The sequence below is a fragment of the Arthrobacter sp. JSM 101049 genome (assembly GCF_041679245.1).
Classification (GTDB): domain Bacteria; phylum Actinomycetota; class Actinomycetes; order Actinomycetales; family Micrococcaceae; genus Arthrobacter_H.
In genome coordinates, this window is record NZ_JBGFFC010000003.1 from 448242 (window position 1) to 471075 (window position 22834).

Sequence of the window (22834 nt, forward strand, 5' to 3'; positions counted from 1 at the left end):
GCTACCGCCAGCCGTCCTCGCGCAGGGTGCGCAGCAATGCCAGCGCCCCGCCGTCGTCCAGAAGGGCCAACGCCTCCAGGTAGGGGCGCGTGAAGTCGCCGCGTTCGGCGAGATCGCCGAAGAGCTCGGGGTCGCGCAGGAAGGCCAACGGGTCCTCGTCCTGGGCCGCGGCGGCGGCCATCACGCGGTCGCGGAGCCGGTCGACGACCTCGATGGGCTGGCCGGCCTCGTCGACGCCGCGGGCGTAGCGCGCCCAGGAGGCGACGATGGCGGCGCTCAAGCGGACCGCACCGCCGGCGGCGAGGTTGGCGCGAATCACCGGGACCAGCCAGGTGGGGATCCGGTCGGAAGACTCGGCGGCCAGTCGGGCCAAGGTGTCCTGGATCTGCTCGTTGGCGAAGCGTTCGATGAGCCGGTGGCGGTAGGCGTGAAGGTCGATGCCGGGGACGGGCTTGAGCGTCGGGGTGGCTTCGCGCTCCATGTAGGCAAGCAGGAAGTCGATGAACAGCGGGTCGGCGCAGGCCTGATGGGCATAGCGGTAGCCGGCCAGGGACCCGAGGTAGGCGATGCCCTGGTGGCTGCAGTTCAGCAGGCGCAGCTTCATGAGCTCGTAGGGTTCGACGTCGTCGACGAGCTGGACGCCGACGGATCCCCAGTCGGGGCGGCCGGTGGGGAAGTTGTCCTCGAGGACCCACTGGACGAAGTCCTCGCAGACGACCGGCCACTCGTCCTCGACGCCGTATTCGGCGGCGATGCTCGCCCGGTCGGCGTCGGTGGTGACCGGGGTGATCCGGTCGACCATGCAGTTGGGGAACGCGACGTTCCCGGTCATCCATGCGCCGAGTTCCGGGTCCTTGAGGGTAGCGAAGGCGGTGAAGACGCGGGCGGCGAGGTGGCCGTTGCCCTGGATGTTGTCGCAGCTCATGATGGTGAACGGTGCGGTCCCGGCCGCACGGCGGCGGCGCAGGGCCTCGGTGACGAACCCGAACGTCGTGGTGGGCGCGGCGCCGTCGGCCAGGTCCGCGGCGACGGCGGGGGTGGTGGCGTTGAATTCGCCGGTGGAGGGGTTGTAGTTGTAGCCGCCCTCCGTGACGGTCAGCGAGACGATGCGCACCGCCGGGTCCACCAGCTGGGCCAGCACGGCCTCGGGATCGTCGGGGGCGTAGAGGTAGCGGGCGATCGAGCCGATGACGCGGGCCTCGCGGGTGCCGTCGGGGGCCTTGGCGACGAGGGTGTAGAGGCCGTCCTGGTCGGCGAGCGCGTCGCGCATGCGCTGGTCGGAGGGCATGAGGCCGACGCCGCAGATCGCCCAGTCCAAGTCCTTGCCCTCGTTCATCAGCGCGTCGAGGTACATCGCCTGGTGGGCGCGGTGGAAGCCGCCAACGCCGAAGTGCACTATCCCGATCCGTCGCTTCTCCAGCGGGTAACCGGGCACGGAGACCGTGTCGGCGAGGGAGGACAGGGTCCCGGCGTTCAGACGCGTCATGGCAAACTCCGATCGTGATGTGGCTAACACCGCGAGCATAACATATGAGCAATTCTTGGTACTCATATGAGCGCGATGGCGAGGCCGAGAGTGGATGACGCAACGTGCTGCCGGGACGATCGACCCGGTACGCGGTTCACTGCGGCGGCTTGCTAGGGTGGGCGGCGTGAGCCGACCCGTCCCGCCGCAGCGCGACACCGTTTGGAGCGCGGCCGGGATGCCGGCCCTGCTCTGCCTGACCGCTGCCGGTTTCGCCGGCTATTCCGCGCTGCTGTCCGTCGCCCCGCTCTGGGCCGTGCATGGCGGGGCCGGGGCCGCCGGCTCCGGACTGGTCAACGGCGCCCTGCTGCTGGCAACTGTCCTGACCCAGGGGCTTGTCCCCCGGCTGCTGGATCGCTTCGGCACCGCCCGCATCCTCGGCATCGGCCTGCTGCTCCTGGGCGCTCCAAGCCTGCTGCTGCTGGTCTCCGACCAGCTCGGGTGGATCCTCGCCTGGTCCGTGGTGCGCGGCATCGGCTTCGGCATCCTCACCGTCACCGGTTCCGCCGCGGTCGCCCACCTCGTCGCCCCGGCCCGGCACGGCGCGGCCATCGGCGCGTACGGTGCGGCCATTGCCGTCCCGCAGCTGCTGATCCTGCCCGCGGCCCCCTGGCTCGCCGACGCCTTCGGCTTCTGGACGGTGTTCGCCTTGGGTACGTTGCCGCTGCTGGGGATCATCGCCGCCCCACGACTGGGCCGTGCCCTGCGCGAGCACCAGGCAGCCCACGACCGCCTCGCCGCTGCGGCAGCCGCCGCCGGCGATCTTCCCGGCGACGGGGGTTCCAACGACGCCACGGCCCGTCGCGTCCCGCCGGGGCTGCTGCGCCCCATGGTCCTGCTGCTGGCCGTCACCCTCGCGGGCGGCGCGCTGATCACCTTCGCCCCGCAGTTCAGCTCCATCCCCGCGGCGACCTCCGGCGGCCTGGTGCTGCTCACGGCCACCGCCGCCCTGGGCCGCTGGCGCATCGGGGCCCTGGCCGACCGCTTCGGCACCCACCGGTTCCTCTGGCCGCTGGTCCTGCTCACGGTCATCGGGCTGGCCCTGGCCGCGGCGGCCATCCGCGACCCCGCAGCCACCCGGGTGCTGCCGTTCCTGGCCGCGATGGCGCTGGTCGGCATCGCCTACGGCGGCCTGCAGAACCTCACCCTGCTGTTGTCCCTCTCCGCCGTGCGACGCCGCGAATACGGAACGGCCAGCGCCGTGTGGAACATCGGGTTCGATGCCGGCACGGGCCTCGGGTCGGTCCTGGTGGGCCTGCTCGCCGCCGGATTGTCCTTCCCGATCGCCCTGCTGGTCGCCGCCGGGCTCTCGCTGGCCACCTTGCCGTTGGCCCTGGGACGCGGGCCGGGTCGGCGCCGGCCCTGAATCCCGGACGGCTGCCAGACGGCACTGGATGGGGCATCCGGGCCCGTCACTCCTTATGCTGTGCTCATGGGAACGACCGAAGATGCCGTCGACGGCGCACGCGAGGCAGCACATAGCCACTGGTTCGAACGCCTCGCCCGGCTGGGCTACGTCGCCAACGGCGTCCTGCACCTGACGTTGGGGCTGCTGGCGGTGAACGTGGCCCGGGCCACCGGCGCCGAAGCCGAGCAATCGGGCGCCATCGCGACGCTGGCCAAACAGCCCGGTGGTGTCGTCCTGATCTGGATCTGCACCCTGGGTGCCCTGCTGTTGGGCGTGTGGTGCGTGGCGCAGGCCATCTTCCCCGGCGGTGATGGGAACCGCTACCGGATCAAGCAGGCGGGCATCGCCGTCGTCTTCTTTGCCGTGGCAACCACCTTCGGCCGCCACGCCCTGGGCGGCGGGAAGGATTCGTCCCGGCAAAGCAGCTCGGCCTCGGGCGTGCTGATGTCCTCACCCATCGGCAGCGTTGCCCTGGTGGTCGCCGGCCTGGTGGTCATCGGCGTGGGCGGCTACTTCGTCTACCGCGGCTTCTCCCGCAGCTTCCAGAAGATCCTGCGCCCGCAGGAGAACCCGGCCATGCGCCGGATCGTGAACGTCTTCGGCACGGTCGGGTACACCGCCAAGGGCCTGGTCCTGGTTGCCGTGGGCCTGTTGTTCATCGTCGCGACGTTCCAACACGACCCGCAGGATGCCACCGGGCTCGACGGAGCCCTGAAGTCGATCCGCGACCAGCCCTTCGGCCCGCCCGCCCTGTTCGTCGTGGCGGTGGGGCTGATGGCCTACGGCGTCTTCCTGTTCCTGCGCTCGCGCTACGACCAGATGGAATAGGCCGGGCCTACTCGAAGAGGATGTTCCGGCGTTCGATCGCCGGGCAGGCATCCATCACCACATCGAGCCCGGCCGCCTTGGCGCGGACCGCGGCGTCCTCGTCGATGACGCCGACCTGGAGCCAGACGGCCTTCGCACCGATCTCGATGGCCTGGTCCACGATCGCACCGACCTTGGTGGAGTTCACGAAGCAGTCCACCACGTCGATGGTCCCGGGGATCTGGTCCAGCCGCGTGTAGCCGCGTTCGCCGTGCACGGTGTCGCCCTTGAGCGACACCGGGACGATGTCCATGCCGAGCTCGTCGCGGACGATGCGTGCGACCCCGACTGCTGCACGCATCGGGTTGTTGGACAGCCCGACGATCGCCCAGCGGGCGGGGGTGGTGAGCAGGCGCCGGATGGTGTCGGGGTCGTTGATATGGTGCGGGTTCAGCTGGGGCCCGTCGGTTCCCGCGCCACCGAGGACGGGTTCACGCAGCACGGGCTCGGAGAGCACGGGGTCCCCGACGTTCAGGACCGGTTCGGTGGTGCCCGTTGCCGGGTCCCCGGTGCGCAACTGGGGGTCGGTGGTGCCCAGCGGCGGCCCCTCGACCTCCGGGACGACCGGTTCGGGGATCTCCCCGGGTCGGGCGGTTTCACCGAAGAGGCCGGCAGGCACACCGCCGTCCGCGACGCCGGGCGCCTCCTCCGGTGCGGCGGGGATCTCGACGTCGGAGATATCCGGTTCGGGGATGTCGACGTCCGGGATCTCCGCGTCGGGGACACCGGCCAGGTCCGCCTCGGACGGTTCGTGCTGGGCCGCTGGTTCCGTCATGGCCCCCACGATACAAGCCGAGGCCGGACAGGTCAGCCCGGCGGGTCATTCCGCGCCGACCGGCACCCCCCTCGTGACCGAAGCCGAGTGCTGCCGGAAGGCCCCACGGTAGGAGGCCGCTGGGTGGCTGTCCTCGAGCGTCGCGGAGCGGCCGAAGACCTTCTCCCGCAGCGTGCCGGGAGCATATTCGGTTTGCGCGAGCCCGCGGCTCCGCAGTTCGGGCAGCACGCCGGCGATGAAGTCGGTGTAGGAGCCGGGGAGGACCTGGTTGATGATGTTCACGCCGTTGATCCCCGCGTCCTGCCAGCGTTCAAGCTCGTCGGCGATCTGCTCAGGGGTGCCGGAGATCTGCTGGGCCTTGGCCCGGTAGCGGGCCAGGTCCCCGATGGTCGGCTTGCCGCCGGGCACGGAGGCGATGGCGGCCTCGAGGACACCACGTGCCCCTTCGGTCTCGACGTCGCCGAGCGGGGTGTCGTGGTCCAGTCCGCCGAAATCGACACCGATGCCGCCACCGATATGGGCGATGATTGCCTCAAGGTCCAGATACTCGTCGAATTCGGCCTCCTTGCGCCGCGCCTCCTCCTCGGTGCTGCCGACGACGAAGGAGAGCCCGGCGAAGATCTTCACGTCGCCCGGAGTGCGGCCGGCCCGCGCCTCGAGGTCGCGGATGGCCGCGGCCTGCTGGCGCACGTAGTCGGTGTGCGGGGCGAAAAGGAACGTCGCCTCGGCATGGGCCGCGGCGAAGGCCTTGCCGCGTGGGGAGCTGCCGGCCTGGAACAGGAACGGCGTGCGCTGTGGGCTCGGGGAGCTCAGGTGCGGGCCCTCGATGGAGTAGCGCGTCCCCTCGTGGTGGATCTTGTTGATCAATGCGGGGTCGGCGAAACGCCCGGTGGCCTTGTCGGCGAGCAGGGCGCCGTCCTCCCAGGAGCCCTCCCAGAGCTTGTAGACGGCGGAAACGTATTCGTCGGCCCAGTCGTAGCGGTCCTCGTGGGCGGCCAGGCCCTTGGCGCCGAAGTTCCGGTGGGCGTTCTCCAGCACGCTGGTCACGATGTTCCAGGCGACGCGGCCGCCGGAGAGGTGGTCCAGGGTGGAGAACTGGCGGGCCATCTGGAACGGCTCGGACTGCAGGACGGAGCTGGTCAGCGCCAGCCCGATCTGCGACGTCGTTGCGGCCAGGGCGGAGGCCAGCACGAGGGGGTCGTTGGAGGGGATCTGCAGGCCCTTGTCCACCAGCGAGGCCCAGCCCCCCTCGTGGTTGCCGTACAGGCCCACGACGTCGGCGAAGAACATCGCGTCGAACTTGGCATCCTCGAGCTGGCGGGCCAGGTCGACCCACAGCTGCAGTTCGTTGAAGCGGTGCTGCTGGGCCTCGGGGTGGCGCCACTGCCCGCCGAGGATGTGGCTGGGGGTGTTCATCAGGAAGGCGCTCAGCAGCAGGCGGGGGCGTTCGGTGGTGCTCATGCGGGTGCGTCCCCCTTCGGGGTGGTCGTGGTGGCCTCGCCGATGCTGTTCAGCCCGGTGGGGATGGTCCCGTTGATGTGGAAGTCGCCGACGGCGCGGGCCTTGAAGACCGCGGGGTTGTGGGTGGCGACGGTGCGGGCGTTGCGCCAGTGCCGGTCCAGGGACTTGCCGCGGCTGGTGGCGGAGGCGCCGGTGACGTCGAAGAGGGCGGTGGTGGCCTCGAGGACGAGCGGCGGGATGGCCACGTGGGCCTTCTCCACGCCGAGTTCGGCGCGGAGGAATGCGGCCTCGGTGTCGAGCCCCAGGGCGGGGTCGACGGCGGCATCCAGGTCGCGGGCCGCGGCGGCGACGATGGCCTCGGCAGCGTAGACGCGGGCGGCCAGGCTGCCGACGTGTTCCTGGATCTGGGCGTCGTCGCGGAACAGCCCGCCGGAACCGGTGTTGAAGGTGCGGGTGCGGGCGGCGACCAGCGCGGAGGCGTCGCGCAGGGCGGCCCGGCCGATGCCCGCCAGCACGGCGAGCAGGACGAGCTGGAAGAACGCGGGTTCCAGCGTGCTGCTGACCTTGCGGTGGATGATGTTGGCCTCCTCCACGGCGACGTTCTCGAAGAGGGCGGTCCCGGTACCGGTCAGCGGTTGGCCGAACCCGTCCCAGTCGTCATGGATGACCACGCCCTCCCCGTCGCGGGGCACGACGGCGTACTGGCGGCCCTCGACGCCGTCGGTGCTGGCCATGACGACGATCCAGTCGGCAAAGATGCTGCCGGTGGTGTAGTACTTGGCCCCGTTGAGCCGCCATCCGCCGTCGTGCTTCGAAAGCCGCGTCGCGGTGGCGCCCAGGGCGTTGCCACCGCGTTCGGTGGCCGCGTTGCCGAAGATCTCCCCGGCGAGCACGCGGGGGAACCACGTGTCGCGGAAGGGGCGCGGTTGCAGGGCGATGGTCTCCACGAAGGCGAAATGCGAGCGCAACAGGTGCGAGACGTTGGAGTCGGCCTCGGCCAGTTCGATGAGGAGGCGGAAGAGGTGCTCGTGGGAGACCGGTTCGCCGCCGTACTCCGCGGGGACCCGCAGCGTGGTGAAGCCGGCATCCTTCAGCCAGCCGATCTGCTCGAACGGCAGGATGTGGTCCTGTTCTCGGGCGACGGTACCGGCGGCGATCCTGTCGAAGACGGATCGGAAGCGCGCGGCCAGGGCCGCGTAGCGGGCCTCGGACCCGTCCGGGGCGGATGCCCGGAGTGCGTCGGGGGTTTCGTGCGTGGTGGTCTCGCTCATGAAATGTCCTAGCTGACGGGGGCGGGCTCGGGCTGGGAGGAGGCATCGGCGTCGTGCCGTGCATCCAGATCCCGGGCCCCGGTTTCGGGGGAAAGCAGGGTGGTGACCAGGGTGATGGCCCCGACGCCGACGAAGTAGACGACGACCCAGAACGGGCTGCCGCCGCCGACGGCAAGCAGCGCGGTGGCGATCAGCGGTGCCAGGCCCCCACCGAGGACTGAACCGATCTGGTAGCCCAGCGAGACGCCGCTGAAGCGCACCCGGGTGTCGAAGAGCTCGGAGAAGAACGCCGCCTGGGGGCCGTACATGGCGTCGTGCCCGATATTCATGCCCAGCACGACGGTGAGCACGATGAGCACGACGCTGCCGGTGTCCAGCAGCGGGAAGGCCACCAGGGCCACCAGAATGCTGAAGATCCCGCCGAAGAGATAGGTGCGGCGGCGCCCGATCCGGTCCGAGACCCAGCCCCAGAACGGCACGGAGACCAGTCCGAGCGCGGAGGCGATGAGGATGGCCTGCAGTCCGGTCTCGCGGCTGGTCCCGCCCTGGGCGAGGTAGGTGAGGATGAAGACGGTGTAGACGTAGTAGAACGCGTTCTGGGCCAGGCGCAGTCCGGTGGTCAGGGCGACCTGGCGGGGGTGGGTGCGCAGGGATTCGAGCACGGGACGGGCGGCGACCTGTTTGACCCGGACGACCTGCTTGAAGGACTCGCTGTCCTCGATCTTCAGGCGCACGATGAGCCCGACGGCGACGAGCAGGATGCTGGCCAGGAACGGGATCCGCCAGCCCCAGGCGAGGTAGGCGTCGTCGGGCATGGACGATTCGAGGGCCAGCAGGACGCCGGTGGCCAGGAGCATTCCGGCGCTCGGGCCGATCTGGGTGGCGCTGCTGGTCAGGCCGCGCTTTCCGGGGGCGGCGTGTTCGACGGTCATCAGGGCGGCGCCGGCCCATTCGGCCCCGTAGCCGACGCCCTGCAGGACGCGCAGGGCCAGCAGCAGGGCGGGGGCGATCCAGCCGGCGGTGTCGTGGGTGGGCAGCAGGCCGATGGCCGTGGTGGCGAGGCCGGTGAGCAGCAGGGAGACCACCAGGACGGTCTTGCGGCCGATCCGGTCGCCGTAGTGCCCGCCGAGGATCCCGCCGATGGGGCGGGCGATGAACCCGACGGCGTAGGTGGCGAAGGCGGCCATGGTGCCGACCAGCGGGTCGGCGGGGGCGAAGAACAGCGGCCCGAAGACGGTGGCCGCGGCCAGGCCGTAGAGCACGAAGTCGTAGCCCTCGATGGTGGTGCCGATCAGGCTGGCGACGGCGACGCGGGACCTCATCCGCGGTGCCCGTGGCGCCGTCGTGGTGGTCGGGGTGTTCAAGTCTGGTCCTCCTCGGGGTACGGGGAAGAGCCCACCACCGGCCCGGCCGCGCGCAGGTGGGCGGCCGGGACAGGGGGAAGCCTCTCCATCGGTCCTGGCAGGAGCACCTGCCCCGCGGGGTGGTTGCTGCGGCGTCAACGAGCCAGGTCTCTCGGCCGCTCTGGATGGTGGTGGGAGGGCCTGGCGGCCGTCCCGGTCGAGCGGTGGTGCCTTCCCGGGTGCGGGAAGGCGGTGGTTGGTGCTGGTGGCGGTGCCTAGCTGGTGGCCAGGTCCGCGGTCGCCAGCTTGTAGTTGGCGGCGCGATGGGTCTCCTTGACCCGGTCGCCGGCGCCGAAGAGCTTCTGGCGCAGGGTCCCGGGGGTGTATTCGGTCGGGTAGGCGCCCAGGGCCTGCAGTTCGGGGACGACGTATTCCACGACGTCCTCGAAGGTGCCCGGGGTGATGGCGTAGGCGAGGTTGAAACCGTCGACGTCGGTGTCCTCGACCCACTCGACGAGCTTGGCCGCGACCTCCGCGCCGCTGCCCACGGTCACCGGGCCGAAGCCGCCGACGCCGATCCACTCGGCGAGCTGCCGGATGGTCCAGGGCTTGCCGTCGTCGCCGGAGGCCTTCTTGAACGTCTCGACCGATGACTGGATCGCGTTGGACTGCACGTCTTCGCCGATCACGTCGTCGAGGTCGTACTGCGACATGTCGATGCCGGTCCAGCCGGAGAGCAGCGCCAGGGCCCCATCCAGGTCGGTGTAGGAGGCGTAGTCCTCGTACTTGGCCTGGGCCTCCTCGGTGGTGGCCCCGGTGATGATGGTCTGCATGGTGTAGATCCTGACGTCATAGCGGTCGCGTCCGGCGGCCTCGACATTGTCGCGGATCTTGCGCACGGTCTCGGCGAGGATCTCCTTCGTGGGGCTGTTCACGAACACGGATTCGGCGTTCTCCCCGGCGAACTTCAGGCCGCGCTTGGAGGCACCGGCCTGGTAGATGACCGGGGTGCGCTGGATCGAGGGTTCGGTGACGGCGATGCCCGGGACCTTGAAGTACTTGCCCTCGTGGCCGATCTCGTGGACCTTGGCCGGATCGGTGTAGACGCCGGATGCGCGGTCGCGGAGCACCGCGTCGTCCTCCCAGGAGCCCTCGAGCAGCTTGTAGACGACCTCGAGGTACTCGTCGGCGTGGTTGTAGCGCTCGTCGTGCTCGAGCTGGTCTTCCTGGCCCATGTTCCGTGCGGCCGAGGGCAGGTAGCCGGTGACGACGTTCCAGCCGATGCGGCCGTTGGTCAGGTGGTCCAGGGTGGCCAGGCGGCGGGCGAACGGGTACGGGTGCTCGTAGGCGGTGCCGGCGGTGACGCCGAAGCCGAGGTTCTCGGTAACCGAGGCCATCGCCGAGACCAGCAGGAACGGGTCGTTGACCGGGACCTGGGCGCCGGCGGAGAGCGGCACGGAGTTGGTGGACCCGTAGACGTCGTAGGTGCCCAGCACGTCGGCGATGAACAGGCCGTCGAACAGGCCCCTCTCGAGCGTCTTGGCCAGGTCGGTCCAGTAGCCGAGCTGCTTGTAGCGCCAGGCCTGGTCCTGCGGGTGGCGCCACAGGCCGGGCGACTGGTGGACGACGCAGTTCATGTCGAACGCGTTGAGGCGGACGTGGCGGCGTGCCGGTGTGGTGCTCATTGTTCTCCTTTGGGGGTCTTGAGGTCGCCGACGGCGCTGAGCTTGCGCGGCACCGTGGCATTGACCTCGTAGTCTCCGACGATGCGGGACTTGTACATGGCGGGGTTGTGCGTGGCCACGGTGCGCGCATTGCGCCAGTGGCGGTCGAGGTTGCAGCGGGTGGAGGTCGAGGAGGCGCCGAGCCCGTCGAAGAGCTGGGTGGCGGCCTGGAGCACCAGGGGCTGGACGGCGGCCTGGGCGCGGTTGGCCGCCAGCTCGCAGACCGCGTACTGCTCGGCGTTGCTCAGGCCGGGCTGGCCGATGGCGGCCTCGAGCTCGGCGGTGGCGGCCAGGACGATGGCGTCCACGGCGAAGGTGGCCGCGGAGATCTCGCCGATCACCTGCAGCACCTGCGGTTCACGCCGGGACGGCTGCCCGGTGCCGGTGCTGAACGTCCGGGTGCGCGCCTGCGTCTGGAGGCGGGCATCGGCCAGCACGGCGCGGGCGATCCCGGCCTGGACCGCCAGCAGGACCAGTTGGAAGATGGCCGATTCCGGGTGGACGTCCAGGACCGCGGGGTCCAGCAGCGTGTCGACCGGGACGTGGGTGAAACGGGTGGATCCGGTGCCCGTGAGCTGCTGGCCGAACCCGTCCCAGTCGTCGTAGATCTGCACTCCCGAATGCCGGGTGGAGACCACGGCGACGTGGCGGCCGGGAACCTGCGGGGCGACGGCGGTGACGGCGACCCAGTCGGCGAAGATGGTCCCGGTGCAGTAGTACTTCTCCCCCGAGAGCAGCCACCCGGTCCCCGTGGGCTCGACGGCGGTGTTCAGCTTCCCCAGGTCGTTGCCGGCGCGTTCGGTGTAGGCATTGCCGACGATCTGGCCGGCCACGAAACGGGCAAACCAGCGGGCCTTGACCGCTTCGTCCTCGAGCAGCAGCACCGATTCGACGAAGCCGATGTGCGAGCGCAGCAGCTGGGCGATCTGCGAATCGGCCTCCGCCAGCTCGATCAGCAGCCGGAAGGAGTCCACCAGCGATGCGCCGAATCCCCCGGCTTCGCGGGGCACGCGCAGGGCCCCGAAGCGGACCTGGTTGAGCCAGCCGACCTGCTCGATCGGCAGGATCCGGTCCGCGTCCCGTTCCGCCGCGCCCTCGGCAATGCGGGCGAACACGGGGCGGAAGATCCCGGCCAGTTCGTCGTAGCGGTCATCGGCGGGAACGCCGGGGGTCAATTTGAGCAGGTGGCGCGGGGCCACGTCATCGATCGGCACAGCAGACATAGAAGATCACTCCATCGGTTCCGGCGTGAGCACCTTCCTCCCGTGAACGGGAAGGGGTTGCTGCGGCGTCATCGAGCCAGATCTCTCGGCCGCTCTGGATGGTTACTGCCTCCATTGGGCCACATCCCCACCCTTCCGCGCCAGTCATGACCTGGCACCCGCCCCCTGCGAAACCGTCGCACGGGCCATCCGCACCAGGGCGTGGCGTCGAACGATAGCGGTGTTTTCGGGGTTTTTCGCCGTAATTCTTCAGCCAGGCCACCCTCGCTGGGCGGCGCATGAAATATTTCGCAACGCGTCTTCCAAGTTGCCCCCGACGGCGATTGTGGTCTTCAGTGGGAGGGTAACCATCCCGAGCGGCCGAGAGACCTGGCTCAGCAACGCCGCAGCAACCACGCCGGAGGGCGGCAGGCACATCCCGCCGACGCCCCGCGAAGGTGCTTCCGCCAGGACCGATGGAGCTGATTTCATGAGCACTGCCCCGGCACCGACGACCCCTGGCATCGATCCGGCCGCCTGGGATCCCGACGTGGTCTTCGCCACCGAGTCCGACCGGCTGGACTTCTGGGCCGCTGCCGCCGCGCGGCTGGAGTGGGCCGACCCCTGGCACACCGTCCACTCCTCCACGGGCGTCGACGCCGCGGCCCGCCGCGGCCCGGAGCTGCGCTGGTTCGAGGGCGGGACGCTGAATGCCGCCGTGAACTGCGCGGACCGCCACGTCGCCGCAGGCCGCGGCGAGAAAGTGGCCCTGCACTTCGAGGGCGAACCCGGGGACCGCCGCACGGTCACCTACGCCGAGCTGACCGCCCTGGTCTCCCAGGCCGCCAACGCCCTGACCGCCCTGGGCATCGGCGCCGGCGACCGGGTGGTCATCTACCTGCCGGTGCTCGTCGAGACGATCGTCATCACCCTGGCCTGCGCCCGCATCGGCGCCGTGCACTCGCTGGTGTTCGGCGGGTTCTCCGCCGAGGCGCTGCGCTTCCGGGTCGAGGACACCGGCGCCAAACTGCTGGTCACCACCGACGGGCAGTACCGCCGCGGCACCGCCGTCCCGGTGAAGGACAACGCCGACGCCGCCGTCGCCGGGGACAACGCCATCGAGCACGTGCTGGTCATCCGTCGCACCGGCTCCGACATCGCCTGGACCGAAGGCCGCGACCTCTGGTGGCACGACGTGGTCGAGACCCAGCCTCGCACCCACGCCGCCGAGGCGTTCGACGCCGAGACCCCGCTGTTCATCATGTACACCTCCGGGACGACCGGGAAGCCCAAGGGACTGGTCCACACCACCGGCGGCTACCTCACCCAGGCCTCCTGGAGCCATGAGTTCCTCTTCTCCCACCCCGATCCGGCCCGCCGCGGCGACGACGTCCACTGGTGCACCGCCGACCTGGCCTGGGTCACCGCGCACACCTACGAGATCTACGGCCCGCTCTCCAACGGCGCCACCCAGGTCATCTACGAGGGCGTGCCCAACGCCCCGCATCCGGGACGGCACTTCGAGATCATCGAGCGCTACGGCGTGACCAGCTACTACACGGCGCCGACGCTGGTGCGCTCGCTCATGGGTTGGTTCCCCGACGGCATCCCGACCGACTACGACCTCGCCTCGATCCGCCTGGCCGGCACCGTCGGCGAGGCCGTGAACCCCGAGGCCTGGCGCTGGCTGCGCACCCAGGTTGGCCGCGACTCCCTGGTCCCCGGCGACCCGGACGCCGGCATCCCGATGGTCGACACCTGGTGGCAATCCGAAACCGGCGCCACGGTCCTCTCCCCCCGCCAGACCGACACGGCCTTCAAGCCCGGCTGCGGCACGCGCACGCTGCCCGGCCTCGCCACCGACATCGTGGACGACGACGGTGCCCGGGTCCCGGCCAACGTGCAGGGCAACATCGTGCTCACTTCCACCGGCCCGGCGATGGCCCGCACCGTGTGGGGCAACCCCGAACGCTACTTCACCAGCTACTGGGAGAAGTACGCGGCCCGGGGCTGGTTCCTCGCCGGCGACGGCGCCAAGTACGACGACGACGGGGACACCTGGATCCTGGGCCGCACCGATGACGCGCTGAACGTCTCGGGCCACCTGCTCTCCACGATCGAGATCGAGTCCGCGCTCGTCTCCCACCCGTCGGTCGTCGAGGCAGGCGTCTGCCCCACCACCGATGCGAAGACCGGGCAGGCAGCCACCGCCTTCGTCGTCCCGCACGACCGTTCGCTCATCGGCGCCGGCACCGCCGCCGGGTCGTCGCCCGAACAGCTGGCCGCTGCAGTGGAACTGCGCGCCCACGTGGCCGCGCAGATCGGCCCGATCGCCAAGCCGCGCGACGTCGTTTTCGCCCCGGATGTGCCCAAGACCCGTTCGGGGAAGATCATGCGCCGGCTGCTGACCCAGCTGTTCGAGGGCTCGGAGCTGGGCGATACGACCAGCCTGCAGAACGAACCCTGCATCCCGGAACTGCAGCGGATCTGCACGCCGGCCTGATGGTTCCTTCTGTGCCGTTTGATGGGTGTGGGAACCTCCACACCCGCCGGGCCTCGCGATCAGGGGGAACCAGTTCCGGCCGTCGCCCCGGCAAGAGCCCTGCAGGCGGCCCCAGGGCGCGTTGCACGAGGCTTCACCACAGCTGACATCCACACGGGGGTGATGTATGACCACGTCATGCAACGCACGCAGATTTTCTTGACGGCCGGGGAGCGACGGAACCTGGACGCCGAGGCCGCGCGGACGGGGCGATCCATCTCGGCGCTCATTCGGGATGCCGAATTCGACCTCCAGGCGATTGACGCCGCCTGTGGTTCCTGGGATGAACGCCGCCTCGAGGGGGCGGCCTTCGTCGAGGGCCTGCGGTCCGGCAGCCGGCTCGCCGATGGCCCCACTCGAGGACTGTCGTCGTCGACACCTCGGTCCTCATCGATGTACTCCGCGGCGTGCCCGAAGCGGTCGAGGCACTGCGCAGAGCACGCTTGGCTGGGCGGCTGCATGCGAGCGAAGTGGCGCGGCTGGAAGTGCTGGCGGACATGCGGCCTCCGCAGGGGGACGCCACGCGGACGCTGTTCGGAGCCTTCCAGTGGCATCCGCTCGATGAGGGGATAGCCGAGATCGCCGGGGACCTCGGGCGGCAATGGCTCCCCGGGAACCGCGGCATCGACTCGGCAGACCTCGCCATCGCAGCCACTGCCCTCGCACTTGAAGCGCGGCTCCTGACGCGGAACGTGAAGCACTTCCCGATGTTCAACGGATTGTCTTCGCCCGACCGAGCCGGCAATGGCCGCTTGCCTCCCCCGACCGCGGCAACCGGTCACATCCGCCCGCCGGACGCAGCGGAGTATTTGCGCAGCGCGTCCTCGCGTAGCCGGAGGTACTCGTACTCCTGCGCCGCGGCTCGCTGCCAGTTGACCCGGTAGTACCGGCCGATGGCGCCCAACAGGGCTCCGATCCGGTTCGTCCGGGACCGTCGGCGACCGGTGGCGGACCTGGTGGCGGTGGTCGTGTCGGTGGTGATCGTGAAGGCGTGGTTCGTAGTCATGCATCAAGCGTCCGCACGTCGCGGCAAACCCGCCACGATTCGGCCCACACCGAATCCTCGCCATCGGTGGTGGTCGCTTCTACGCTGATTCCATGCACATCACCCTGACGTCCGAGGACCTCACCCGGATCCGGTTCGAGTCGTCCCCGCTGTGGGAAACGGTGGCCAGCATCCGGGCGCTGCAGCGCCGACCGGCGATCCACCGGCCGTGGATCGAGGCAACACGTACCGCGCTGGCCGCCTCGGAGGAACCGCACAAAACTCGGCACCTCGACATCCTCGCCACCGTGGTGCGTCCGCATGGGTACATGGCCGACGCCCTGACCCCCACGCCCAGCCGGCACGGCTCCTTCGAGGACTCGCTGGCCGACGTCGCCGCCGTGGATCCGGGGATGTGGCGGGACAACCTGGAGTACCTGCGGCGTTTCGACCCGGTGCCGCGCGTCGTGCAGACCGCGGACCTGCTCCTGGGCGATCTCGACGCGGGCATCCCGATGATCGTCTCGGCCCTGTCCTGGTACTGGGACCTGGCCATCCGGCCCTGGTGGCCGCGACTGCGGTCCCTGCAGCTCGAGGACATCGACTGGCGGTTGGCCCAGATCTCCCAGCACGGGGTCCACGAGGTCCTGAAGTCACTGCACCCCAGCGTGGTTCCGACGGCGACCGGCTTGGACATCATCCGGGATTGCGATGCGGACGAGCCTCCCGAGCCCGGTTCGGGGCTGATCCTGGTCCCGAATGCGTTCATCTGGCCGGAGACGCTGGTGCTGAACGTCGCCCCGTTCGTCCCCACGCTGACCTATGCCCCGCGCGGCGTCGGCCGCCTCTGGGAAACCGCCACGTCCTGCCCCGACGACCCGCTGGCCAAGCTGCTGGGGCGCACCCGGGCACAGATCCTGGCCCAGTTGGACGTGCCCATGACGACGACGCAGCTCGCCTGTGCGCTGGACCTCGCCCCGGCGACGGTCAGCACGCATTTGAAGGTGATGTCCGCGGGTGGGCTGGCCGCCTCGCTGCGGACCGGGCGCGAGGTGTTCTACCGGCGCGCGGACGTCGGCGAAAGCCTGCTGGCGGCCCGCTGACCGGACGGCGCCCCGGTGAGGTCCTGCACGTCGGGGGTCCCGGCCACGTCCCCGGGTTCGGGCACCTCGAGCAAGTCGGCGTCGATCTCCACGACCTGACCGTTCTCCACGTGCGGGTGGCGCAGGTCCAGCAGCGAGCCGACGACCAGGCGGATCAGGGTCCCGTGGGCGACGACGACGATGTTGCTTTCCGGGTTCGCGGCAATGATCCCGCGCAGGGCCTCCAACGCCCGGGCGGTGACCTTGTCCTCCGGTTCGGCGGTGGCCAGCAGCCGCGCCACCTCGGCCCGGTCCATTCCCTCCACGACCCGGCCCTCCCCTTCGCCGTAGTGGCGTTCCTGCAGGTCCTGCACGGGGGCTATCGCCTCGAGTCCAAGCTGCCCGCCGATGATGGCCGCGGTCTCGGCGGCCCGCCCCAGGGGCGAGGAGACCAGTAGGTCCCAGGCACCGCCGTCGTGCCCCAGGCGTTCCAGCTCCCCGGCCGCGGCCCGGGCCTGGGCACGTCCGGCGTCGTTCAACTCGATGTCGGTCTGGCCCTGAAGGCGCCTCTGGGCGTTCCACGCGGTTTCCCCGTGGCGTACCAGTGCAATGCGTGCTCCCATGGGTCCCACCCTACCGGCCCCTGAGGACGCCACGCGGCGAAACATTCTTGGCCGGGCGGCACGGGTTTGCCACCATGGAAGGAACCATCCCGAGCGGCCGAGAGACCTGGCTTGTCGACGCCGCAGCAACCACCGGAATCCACCGGCGCGGTGCTACCGCCAGGACCGATGGAGCGCAGCACGAACCGCTGCACGGTTCCGCGGGACCGCACCATGGGCGGGATCGGCACCAGCCGGAAACCAACCTCGAAGGAGCCAACGCCGAGATGTCGGATCACCAGTTCGGATTCCGCACCCGCGCCCTGCACGCCGGGGGCACCCCCGATGCCGAGCACGGCGCCCGCGCGGTGCCGATCTACCAGTCGACCTCGTTCGTGTTCAAGGACACCGACGATGCCGCCAACCTGTTCGCCCTGCAGAAGTACGGCAACATCTACTCCCGGATCGGCAACCCCACGGTCGCCGCGTTCGAGGAGCGGATCGCCTCGCTGGAGGGCGGAATCGGGGCCGTGGCCACCGCCTCGGGCATGTCCGCGGAGTTCATCACGTTCGCCGCGCTGACCCAGGCCGGCGACCACATCGTGGCCTCCTCGAAGCTCTACGGTGGCACCATCACCCAGCTGGACGTGACGCTGCGCCGCTTCGGTGTGGACACCACGTTCGTGGACAGCAACGAGGCCGCCGACTTCGCCGCCGCGCTGCGCCCGGAGACCAAGGCGCTGTACACCGAGGTCGTGGCCAACCCCTCCGGGGACATCGCCGACCTCAAGGGTCTGGCCGCCGTCGCCCGCGAGGCCGGCATCCCGCTGATCGTCGACTCCACGCTGACCCCGCCGTACATCCTGCGCCCGATCGAGCACGGGGCGGACATCGTCATCCATTCGGCCACCAAGTTCCTCGGCGGACACGGCACCACGCTCGGCGGCGTCGTCGTCGAATCCGGCCGGTTCAACTGGGGCAACGGGAAGTTCCCGACCATGACCGAGCCGGTCCCCTCCTACGGCAACGTGTCCTGGTGGGGGAACTTCGGCGAATACGGGTTCCTGACGAAGCTGCGCTCCGAACAGCTGCGCGACATCGGCCCCTCGCTGCCCGCCCAGTCGGCCTTCCAGCTGCTGCAGGGCGTCGAGACGCTGCCCCAGCGCATGGACGCCCACCTGGCCAATGCGTACCGCGTCGCCGAATGGCTCGAGGCCGACCCGCGCGTGACCTACGTGAACTTCGCCGGCCTGCCCTCCCACCCGCAGCACGATCGGGCCAGGGACCTGCTGCCCGGCGGCGTCGGCTCCGTGTTCAGCTTCGGCGTCGCCGGCGGCCGGGAGGCCGGTGGTCGGTTCATCGAGGCGCTGCAGCTGGCCAGCCATCTGGCCAACATCGGCGACGCCCGCACCCTGGTCCTGCACCCGGGATCGACCACCCACCAGCAGCTCAGCGCCGACCAGCTCACCGCAGCCGGCGTGCCGGAGGACCTGATCCGCCTCTCGGTGGGGCTCGAGGACGTGGAGGACATCATCTGGGACCTGGACCAGGCGCTGACTGCCTCCCAGCAGGCACCAAGCAGCACGGAGGCAGCCGCTACCGCGACCGGGGATGGGGCCGCCTGCGCAGTCCCGGCAGGCGCCGGCGAGCAGATCGGAGCGGGCAAATGAGCACCGATACCATGCAGCGCAGCTGGGTCGGACCCTCGGCCCCCGAGCGGCTGAACATCCTGCGCTCCACGCGGTCGATCGCGATCGTGGGCGCCTCCGACAAGACGGCCCGCGCGTCCTACTTCGTGGCGACGTACCTGAACAGCTCCACGGGGTACGACCTCTACTTCATCAACCCGATCCTCGCGGCGAAGGGCGCCGAGATCCTCGGCCACCCGGTGTACGCCTCGCTGGCGGACCTGCCCGTGGCTCCTGACCTGGTGGAGGTCTTCCGCAAGGCCGAGGACACCCCCGGCATCGTCGAGGAGGCGCACCAAGCCGGCGCGAAGACCGTATGGCTGCAGCTGGGCATCTGGAACGAGGAAGCCGCGGGGTTGGCCGAGTCGTACGGCATGCACGCGATCATGGACCGCTGCGTGAAGATCGAGCACGCGCGCTTCCACGGCGGCCTGCACCTGGCCGGGTTCAACACCGGCGTGGTCTCCTCCAAGCGGCAGGTGCTTGCGTAACTATCCTGGCCGGTGTCCGCGCTCCACGGCACGACGCTCCCAGCACGACGGCGGCCCGTCACCCCTGCACGGGGTGGCGGGCCATGGCGCGTCCCGGGCATTTCAGAGGGCGACAACCGGTCCCCTTCCGAAAACGCTACGGAGATATCGGACCGCCACCCGGCCTGCCGCCCCGATGAGGGCCACGGCCCCGAGCGCGGCCAGGGGAACCGCCTGCACCAACCCGTAGCCCGGGGGCGTGTCATGGTGGCCCGTGATGCCAATGCCGATGAGTACCTGCGGCAGCGGCGACATGAGAACCGCCACCAGCAGCAGCACCAGGACCCAGCGGGACGTGGGCCGCGAACCGCCGGGTCCGGCCCAGAGGCAGGCCAGCAGAAAGACCAGGGGCATGGCGAAGACCAGGACAATCTCGGCGGCCGTATTGACGGCCAACCCGTGACCCAGCAGCGCCGGGGCCACCGTCAACATCCCGAAGCCTGCCGTCGAGCAGACCAGCACGGCCCGCCACACGGTATTGAGTCTCCCAACGCTCCAGAGGGCGATCGTTGCGGCGATGCACAGCAACGCCACCCCCTGGAGCAGGGCCGCCACCGGCTCGCCGATCCAGGCCGGGCCCGGCAGCACCGAGGTGTAGAGCTCGTGCTCCTGGCCGGCCACGCACGCTGGACCGTACAGCTCGTCCAGGCAGGGAGCCCAGCGGGGGATCTCGGCCAGCCCACCGGCTACGCCGGCAACCAGCAACAGGATCCCGGCCAGGGACAGTTGGCCCACGCTGGGCTCCCGGGGTGTCCCGGCAATCGGGGCAGGCGGGGCGGTTGAATCGGCTGCTCCCTGCGCCATGGCGACCTCCGGAACGCGTGATCCCGGCGCCGAGGTCCGGCAGCCGTGACAGCGAACGCTATCCCCGACCACGCAGGTCGTCAATGGACGCCCCCACGGCTCGAGCCGCCGCACGGTCCGCGGCAGAACCCGCTACAGATCCTCGCGCGCCGCCATGAAGGTGTAGTCCCAGGCACGGACCCCGTCGGCTTCATCGGAAGCCGCGGGGGTGCGGTGCAGGTCGCGGGCACGATCCAGAACCTCGCATACCTCGGCGAAGACCCGGTCCGCCTCCTGCTGGGTGAGCCGGAGCGTGCCCAAGCTCAGGTCCCCCTTCGCCTCGGCTTCGCGGCCGGTGGCGAAGTTCGGCGCCCAGGCCGTCACCTTGGCGACCATCTCCTGCTGGTCCAGCGTCAACTGGTCCAGGTACGCGGCCAGCGGGGCCTCGTCCTCCGGGCCGATCGGGGTCTCGGGCGAACCCACCTTGTAGGACTGCACGGCGCCTTTCCATACCCGGTCGCGCCGGTCGCGTGCGAATTCGGGGGCTTCCTGGACGAAGCCGGCATCGGCGAGCGTGCGCAGGTGGAAACTCAGCGTGTTCGCCGCGACCCCGAGTTGCCGGGCCAGGTCCGTGGCACGGGCGTATTCCTGGGCGCCGAGCACGGCTACGATCCGGCGGCGCAGCGGATGCGCCATGGCCTTGAGCATCGGCGAGGTCATGACCTTCGCGTCGAGGTCCGGTGCGCGCGGGGGCTGGCGGTCGTTGTCCATGGGAACAGTCTACAAACCCGCCGCATAAATTGCGCAATTTATCTTGCGCAATTAATCGTGCGGATCTATGCTCGACGCATGGACCCCCTCCCGAACGATCCCGCGGCTCCTGCGTCCGCCCCACCGGCCGCGCCCCCGAAGGCCCAGCGCCCCCCGGCACTCTGGCGCAACCGCGACTACCGCTGGTGGCTGTCCACCGACACGTCGACCGGTCTCGGCCGGGCCCTGCACAACTTCGCCGTCCCGTTGCTGGCCCTCTACGTCACCGGCGACCCGGCCCAGGCCGGCATCGTCGCGGCCATCGGCCAGGTCGGCCGCCTCGTCGCCACCCTTCCCGGCGGCGTCCTGGCCGACCGGCACGACCGCCGCCGGCTCATCCTGCTCGGCACCGCCAGCGGTGTCCTGGTGGCCACCGCACTGGCAGCCTTCCAATACACCGGGCTACTCGGCTTCTGGCTGCTCACCGCACTGAACCTGCTCATGAACGTGCGCAGCGGCCTGTTCGACGGCGTCCCGAACGCAGCGTTGAAGGCCGTCGTGGAACCGCGCTCCCTCGGTTCGGCGATGTCCGCCAACCAAGGCCGCGACGCCGTGGTGAGCCTGGCCGGTGGCCCGGTCGGCGGCGTCCTGCTGGTCATCGGCCATGCGGTGCCGTTCGCCGCGACTGCCCTGCTGAACGTGTTCGGGCTCCTCTCGGTGCTGCGCGTCCGCGCCGATCTGCGCCCCCGCCGCGATGCCGCCGACGCCGCCGGCGCGACAGGCCCGGGCGGCGCGGGCAAACCGGCAGGGCACGACGGCGGGACCTCCACTACCCGCGCCGGCTACCTCCGCGAGGCGTGGGAGGGCTTCGCCTGGCTGCTGCACCGCCCCGAGTTGCGCGGGGTCATGGCCATCTCCACGATCGTGAACCTCGGCATGAACGCCGCCGTCACCTCCGTCGTGTTCGGCCTGCAACAGCGCGGCGAGTCACCGGCGACCATCGGCGTCGCCACCGCCTGCGTCGGGGTGGGCATGCTGGCGGGGGCCGTGCTGGCCCCGCCGCTGGTCCGGCGGGTGCCCACCGGCTGGCTGGGCGCCGTGGGGTTGGCCGCGTGCTCCGGTGCCGTGGCGGTCCTGCCGTTCGTCCACACGGTTCCGGCCATCTGCGTCGTGCTGGGTGCGAGCATGTTCGCGGCCCCGGCCATCAACGCCTCCCTGCTCGGCTATTTCACGGTCGCCGTGCCCACGCATCTGCTGGGCCGGGCGAACAGCGCGCTGGACCTGTTGGCGATGGGCGCGGTCCCGTTGGCCCCACTGGTCGCCGGTTTCGGCTACGCGGCCTGGGGGTGGACCGGGGTCCTGGCCCTGTGCGCGGGGATCTGTGGCATCGCCGTCGTCCTGGCGTTCTGCACCCGCCGGCTCCTGGCCATCCCCGCCTCCGACCGGTGGGAGGACCACGCCGCGGCCAACGCCCGCGAGGCAGCGCTCAGGCGTTGACGTCGGTTCCGATCCGCCGGTTGGCCAGCACGGGCAGGAACTGGCGCACCTCCTCGACGCGGCGCCGGGTCACGTCCACGGTGACCAGGGCCTCGGTCTCGTCGTCGAGGAAGTCCACCGGGATGCCCAGCGGGTCCAGGATCGCCGAATGGCCCACGGTGTTCGTCGAACTGGTCCCGGCGGCGGCGATCCAAACGGTGTTCTCCACGGCGCGCGCCTTCAGCAGCGTCTCCCAGTGGTCGATCTTGTGGTCGCCCTTGAACCAGGCGGCTGCCACCAGGACCACATCGGCGCCGGCGACGGCCAGCCGACGCGCCATCTCGGGGAAGCGGATGTCGTAGCAGGTCATGATGCCCACGTTCAGCCCGCCGATCTCGAAGACCGGCACGGCGGAGACGTCCCCGGCCTTGATCCGGGTGGACTCCTGGTAGGAGAAGGCGTCGTAGAGGTGGATCTTGCGGTACGTGCCCAGAATCCGCCCGGTTCCGTCCACGACCACCAGCGTGTTGTAGGGCTGGGGTTCGCCGCTGGGCTCATAGCCGCCGGCAACGATGGCCACCCCGAATTCGGCGGCCAGCAGCGAGACCTGCTGGACGAACGTGCTCCACTCGCGCTCGACCGCGGCGGCCAGGTCCCCCTCGACCTTGCGCACCGTGAACATCGTCTCCTCGGGGAAGAGCACCAGCTCGGCGCCCGCGTCCTTGGCACGCGCCACGATCCGGCGAACCACCTGCAGGTTCTCCGCGAGCACGCCGCTGGGCGAGAACTGTCCAACACTGATCTTCATCGCTTCTGCCTT

The 22834-nt window shown here is 70.3% G+C and carries 19 protein-coding genes, 1 pseudogene and 3 riboswitches; of the genes and pseudogenes, 8 read left to right on the forward strand and 12 right to left on the reverse strand.

Annotated features, from left to right (window positions below):
• Position 1: 1 nt before the first annotated feature.
• Positions 2-1486 carry a mannitol dehydrogenase family protein gene (locus AB8M85_RS11540; protein WP_372698962.1) on the reverse strand — a complete coding sequence of 495 codons (1485 nt, stop codon included), beginning with the start codon at positions 1484-1486 and terminating at the stop codon, positions 2-4.
• Between the two features lie 166 nt (positions 1487-1652).
• Between AB8M85_RS11540 and AB8M85_RS11545 the strand changes: the two genes are divergently transcribed.
• Both AB8M85_RS11545 and AB8M85_RS11550 read left to right on the forward strand, forming a co-directional pair.
• The gene (locus tag AB8M85_RS11545; RefSeq protein ID WP_372698963.1) at positions 1653-2891 is read left to right on the forward strand and encodes an MFS transporter; all 1239 of its coding nucleotides are present in this window, start codon (positions 1653-1655) and stop codon (positions 2889-2891) included.
• A 66-nt stretch (positions 2892-2957) separates the two neighbouring features.
• Entirely contained in the window at positions 2958-3761 is an 804-nt protein-coding gene (locus AB8M85_RS11550) for a DUF1206 domain-containing protein (RefSeq protein ID WP_372698964.1), read from the forward strand.
• A 7-nt stretch (positions 3762-3768) separates the two neighbouring features.
• Here the strand turns inward: AB8M85_RS11550 and AB8M85_RS11555 are convergent, their stop codons facing one another.
• The 6 genes from AB8M85_RS11555 to AB8M85_RS11580 all read right to left on the reverse strand — a co-directional run bounded on the left by AB8M85_RS11555 (position 3769) and on the right by AB8M85_RS11580 (position 11597).
• Positions 3769-4194, reverse strand: a complete 426-nt coding sequence (locus tag AB8M85_RS11555; RefSeq protein WP_372699088.1) for a CoA-binding protein — start codon at positions 4192-4194, stop codon at positions 3769-3771.
• A 426-nt stretch (positions 4195-4620) separates the two neighbouring features.
• The gene (locus AB8M85_RS11560) at positions 4621-6036 is read right to left on the reverse strand and encodes an NtaA/DmoA family FMN-dependent monooxygenase (RefSeq protein ID WP_372698965.1); all 1416 of its coding nucleotides are present in this window, start codon (positions 6034-6036) and stop codon (positions 4621-4623) included.
• Positions 6033-7307, reverse strand: a complete 1275-nt coding sequence (locus AB8M85_RS11565) for an acyl-CoA dehydrogenase family protein (protein ID WP_372698966.1) — start codon at positions 7305-7307, stop codon at positions 6033-6035. The genes AB8M85_RS11560 and AB8M85_RS11565 overlap by 4 nt, the downstream gene beginning before the upstream one ends.
• A gap of 8 nt (positions 7308-7315) precedes the next feature.
• Positions 7316-8671: an MFS transporter gene (locus AB8M85_RS11570; RefSeq protein ID WP_372698967.1), complete on the reverse strand. Its 1356-nt coding sequence runs from the start codon at positions 8669-8671 to the stop codon at positions 7316-7318.
• Between the two features lie 82 nt (positions 8672-8753).
• Positions 8754-8842, reverse strand: a riboswitch (SAM riboswitch).
• An 83-nt stretch (positions 8843-8925) separates the two neighbouring features.
• On the reverse strand, positions 8926-10335 hold the full coding sequence (locus tag AB8M85_RS11575) for an LLM class flavin-dependent oxidoreductase (protein WP_372698968.1): 1410 nt from the start codon (positions 10333-10335) through the stop codon (positions 8926-8928).
• Positions 10332-11597 (reverse strand): acyl-CoA dehydrogenase family protein, encoded by a 1266-nt coding sequence (locus AB8M85_RS11580; RefSeq protein WP_372698969.1) that lies wholly within the window; start codon positions 11595-11597, stop codon positions 10332-10334. Before AB8M85_RS11580 ends, AB8M85_RS11575 begins: the two co-directional genes overlap by 4 nt.
• Before the next feature lie 8 nt (positions 11598-11605).
• A riboswitch (SAM riboswitch) is annotated at positions 11606-11702 on the reverse strand.
• Positions 11703-12066: 364 nt separating this feature from the next.
• Here AB8M85_RS11580 and acs point away from each other — a divergent pair.
• Positions 12067-14079, forward strand: coding sequence for an acetate--CoA ligase (acs, locus tag AB8M85_RS11585; protein WP_372698970.1), 2013 nt, complete (start codon positions 12067-12069; stop codon positions 14077-14079).
• Between the two features lie 416 nt (positions 14080-14495).
• Positions 14496-15002 (forward strand): annotated as a pseudogene (locus tag AB8M85_RS11590) (PIN domain-containing protein); the annotation flags it as partial.
• Here the strand turns inward: AB8M85_RS11590 and AB8M85_RS11595 are convergent.
• The gene (locus AB8M85_RS11595; protein ID WP_372698971.1) at positions 14897-15124 is read right to left on the reverse strand and encodes a hypothetical protein; all 228 of its coding nucleotides are present in this window, start codon (positions 15122-15124) and stop codon (positions 14897-14899) included. The pseudogene AB8M85_RS11590 and the gene AB8M85_RS11595 overlap by 106 nt on opposite strands.
• Before the next feature lie 92 nt (positions 15125-15216).
• On the opposite strand from AB8M85_RS11595, the gene AB8M85_RS11600 reads away from it, so the two are divergent.
• On the forward strand, positions 15217-16206 hold the full coding sequence (locus AB8M85_RS11600; RefSeq protein ID WP_372698972.1) for an ArsR/SmtB family transcription factor: 990 nt from the start codon (positions 15217-15219) through the stop codon (positions 16204-16206).
• Here the strand turns inward: AB8M85_RS11600 and AB8M85_RS11605 are convergent.
• A complete protein-coding gene (locus AB8M85_RS11605) occupies positions 16161-16808 on the reverse strand; it encodes a histidine phosphatase family protein (RefSeq protein WP_372698973.1) in 648 nt (215 codons plus the stop codon). The genes AB8M85_RS11600 and AB8M85_RS11605 overlap by 46 nt on opposite strands.
• Positions 16809-16889: 81 nt before the next feature.
• Positions 16890-16983, forward strand: a riboswitch (SAM riboswitch).
• Positions 16984-17074: 91 nt separating this feature from the next.
• On the opposite strand from AB8M85_RS11605, the gene AB8M85_RS11610 reads away from it, so the two are divergent.
• Together AB8M85_RS11610 and AB8M85_RS11615 are read left to right on the forward strand one after the other, a co-directional pair.
• On the forward strand, positions 17075-18457 hold the full coding sequence (locus AB8M85_RS11610) for an O-acetylhomoserine aminocarboxypropyltransferase/cysteine synthase family protein (protein ID WP_372698974.1): 1383 nt from the start codon (positions 17075-17077) through the stop codon (positions 18455-18457).
• On the forward strand, positions 18454-18966 hold the full coding sequence (locus AB8M85_RS11615; protein WP_372698975.1) for a CoA-binding protein: 513 nt from the start codon (positions 18454-18456) through the stop codon (positions 18964-18966). The genes AB8M85_RS11610 and AB8M85_RS11615 overlap by 4 nt, the downstream gene beginning before the upstream one ends.
• 102 nt (positions 18967-19068) lie before the next feature.
• Here AB8M85_RS11615 and AB8M85_RS11620 read toward each other — a convergent pair whose 3' ends face one another.
• Entirely contained in the window at positions 19069-19740 is a 672-nt protein-coding gene (locus AB8M85_RS11620; protein ID WP_372698976.1) for a hypothetical protein, read from the reverse strand.
• A 201-nt stretch (positions 19741-19941) separates the two neighbouring features.
• Complete coding sequence (locus tag AB8M85_RS11625) at positions 19942-20559, reverse strand: ArsR/SmtB family transcription factor (protein WP_372698977.1); 618 nt, start codon at positions 20557-20559, stop codon at positions 19942-19944.
• A gap of 78 nt (positions 20560-20637) precedes the next feature.
• Here AB8M85_RS11625 and AB8M85_RS11630 point away from each other — a divergent pair, with 78 nt between their 5' ends.
• Positions 20638-22035 (forward strand): MFS transporter, encoded by a 1398-nt coding sequence (locus tag AB8M85_RS11630; protein WP_372698978.1) that lies wholly within the window; start codon positions 20638-20640, stop codon positions 22033-22035.
• Here the strand turns inward: AB8M85_RS11630 and AB8M85_RS11635 are convergent.
• Positions 22025-22822 carry a carbon-nitrogen hydrolase family protein gene (locus AB8M85_RS11635; protein WP_372698979.1) on the reverse strand — a complete coding sequence of 266 codons (798 nt, stop codon included), beginning with the start codon at positions 22820-22822 and terminating at the stop codon, positions 22025-22027. The two genes, AB8M85_RS11630 and AB8M85_RS11635, sit on opposite strands and share 11 nt — an antisense overlap.
• Positions 22823-22834 lie beyond the last annotated feature (12 nt).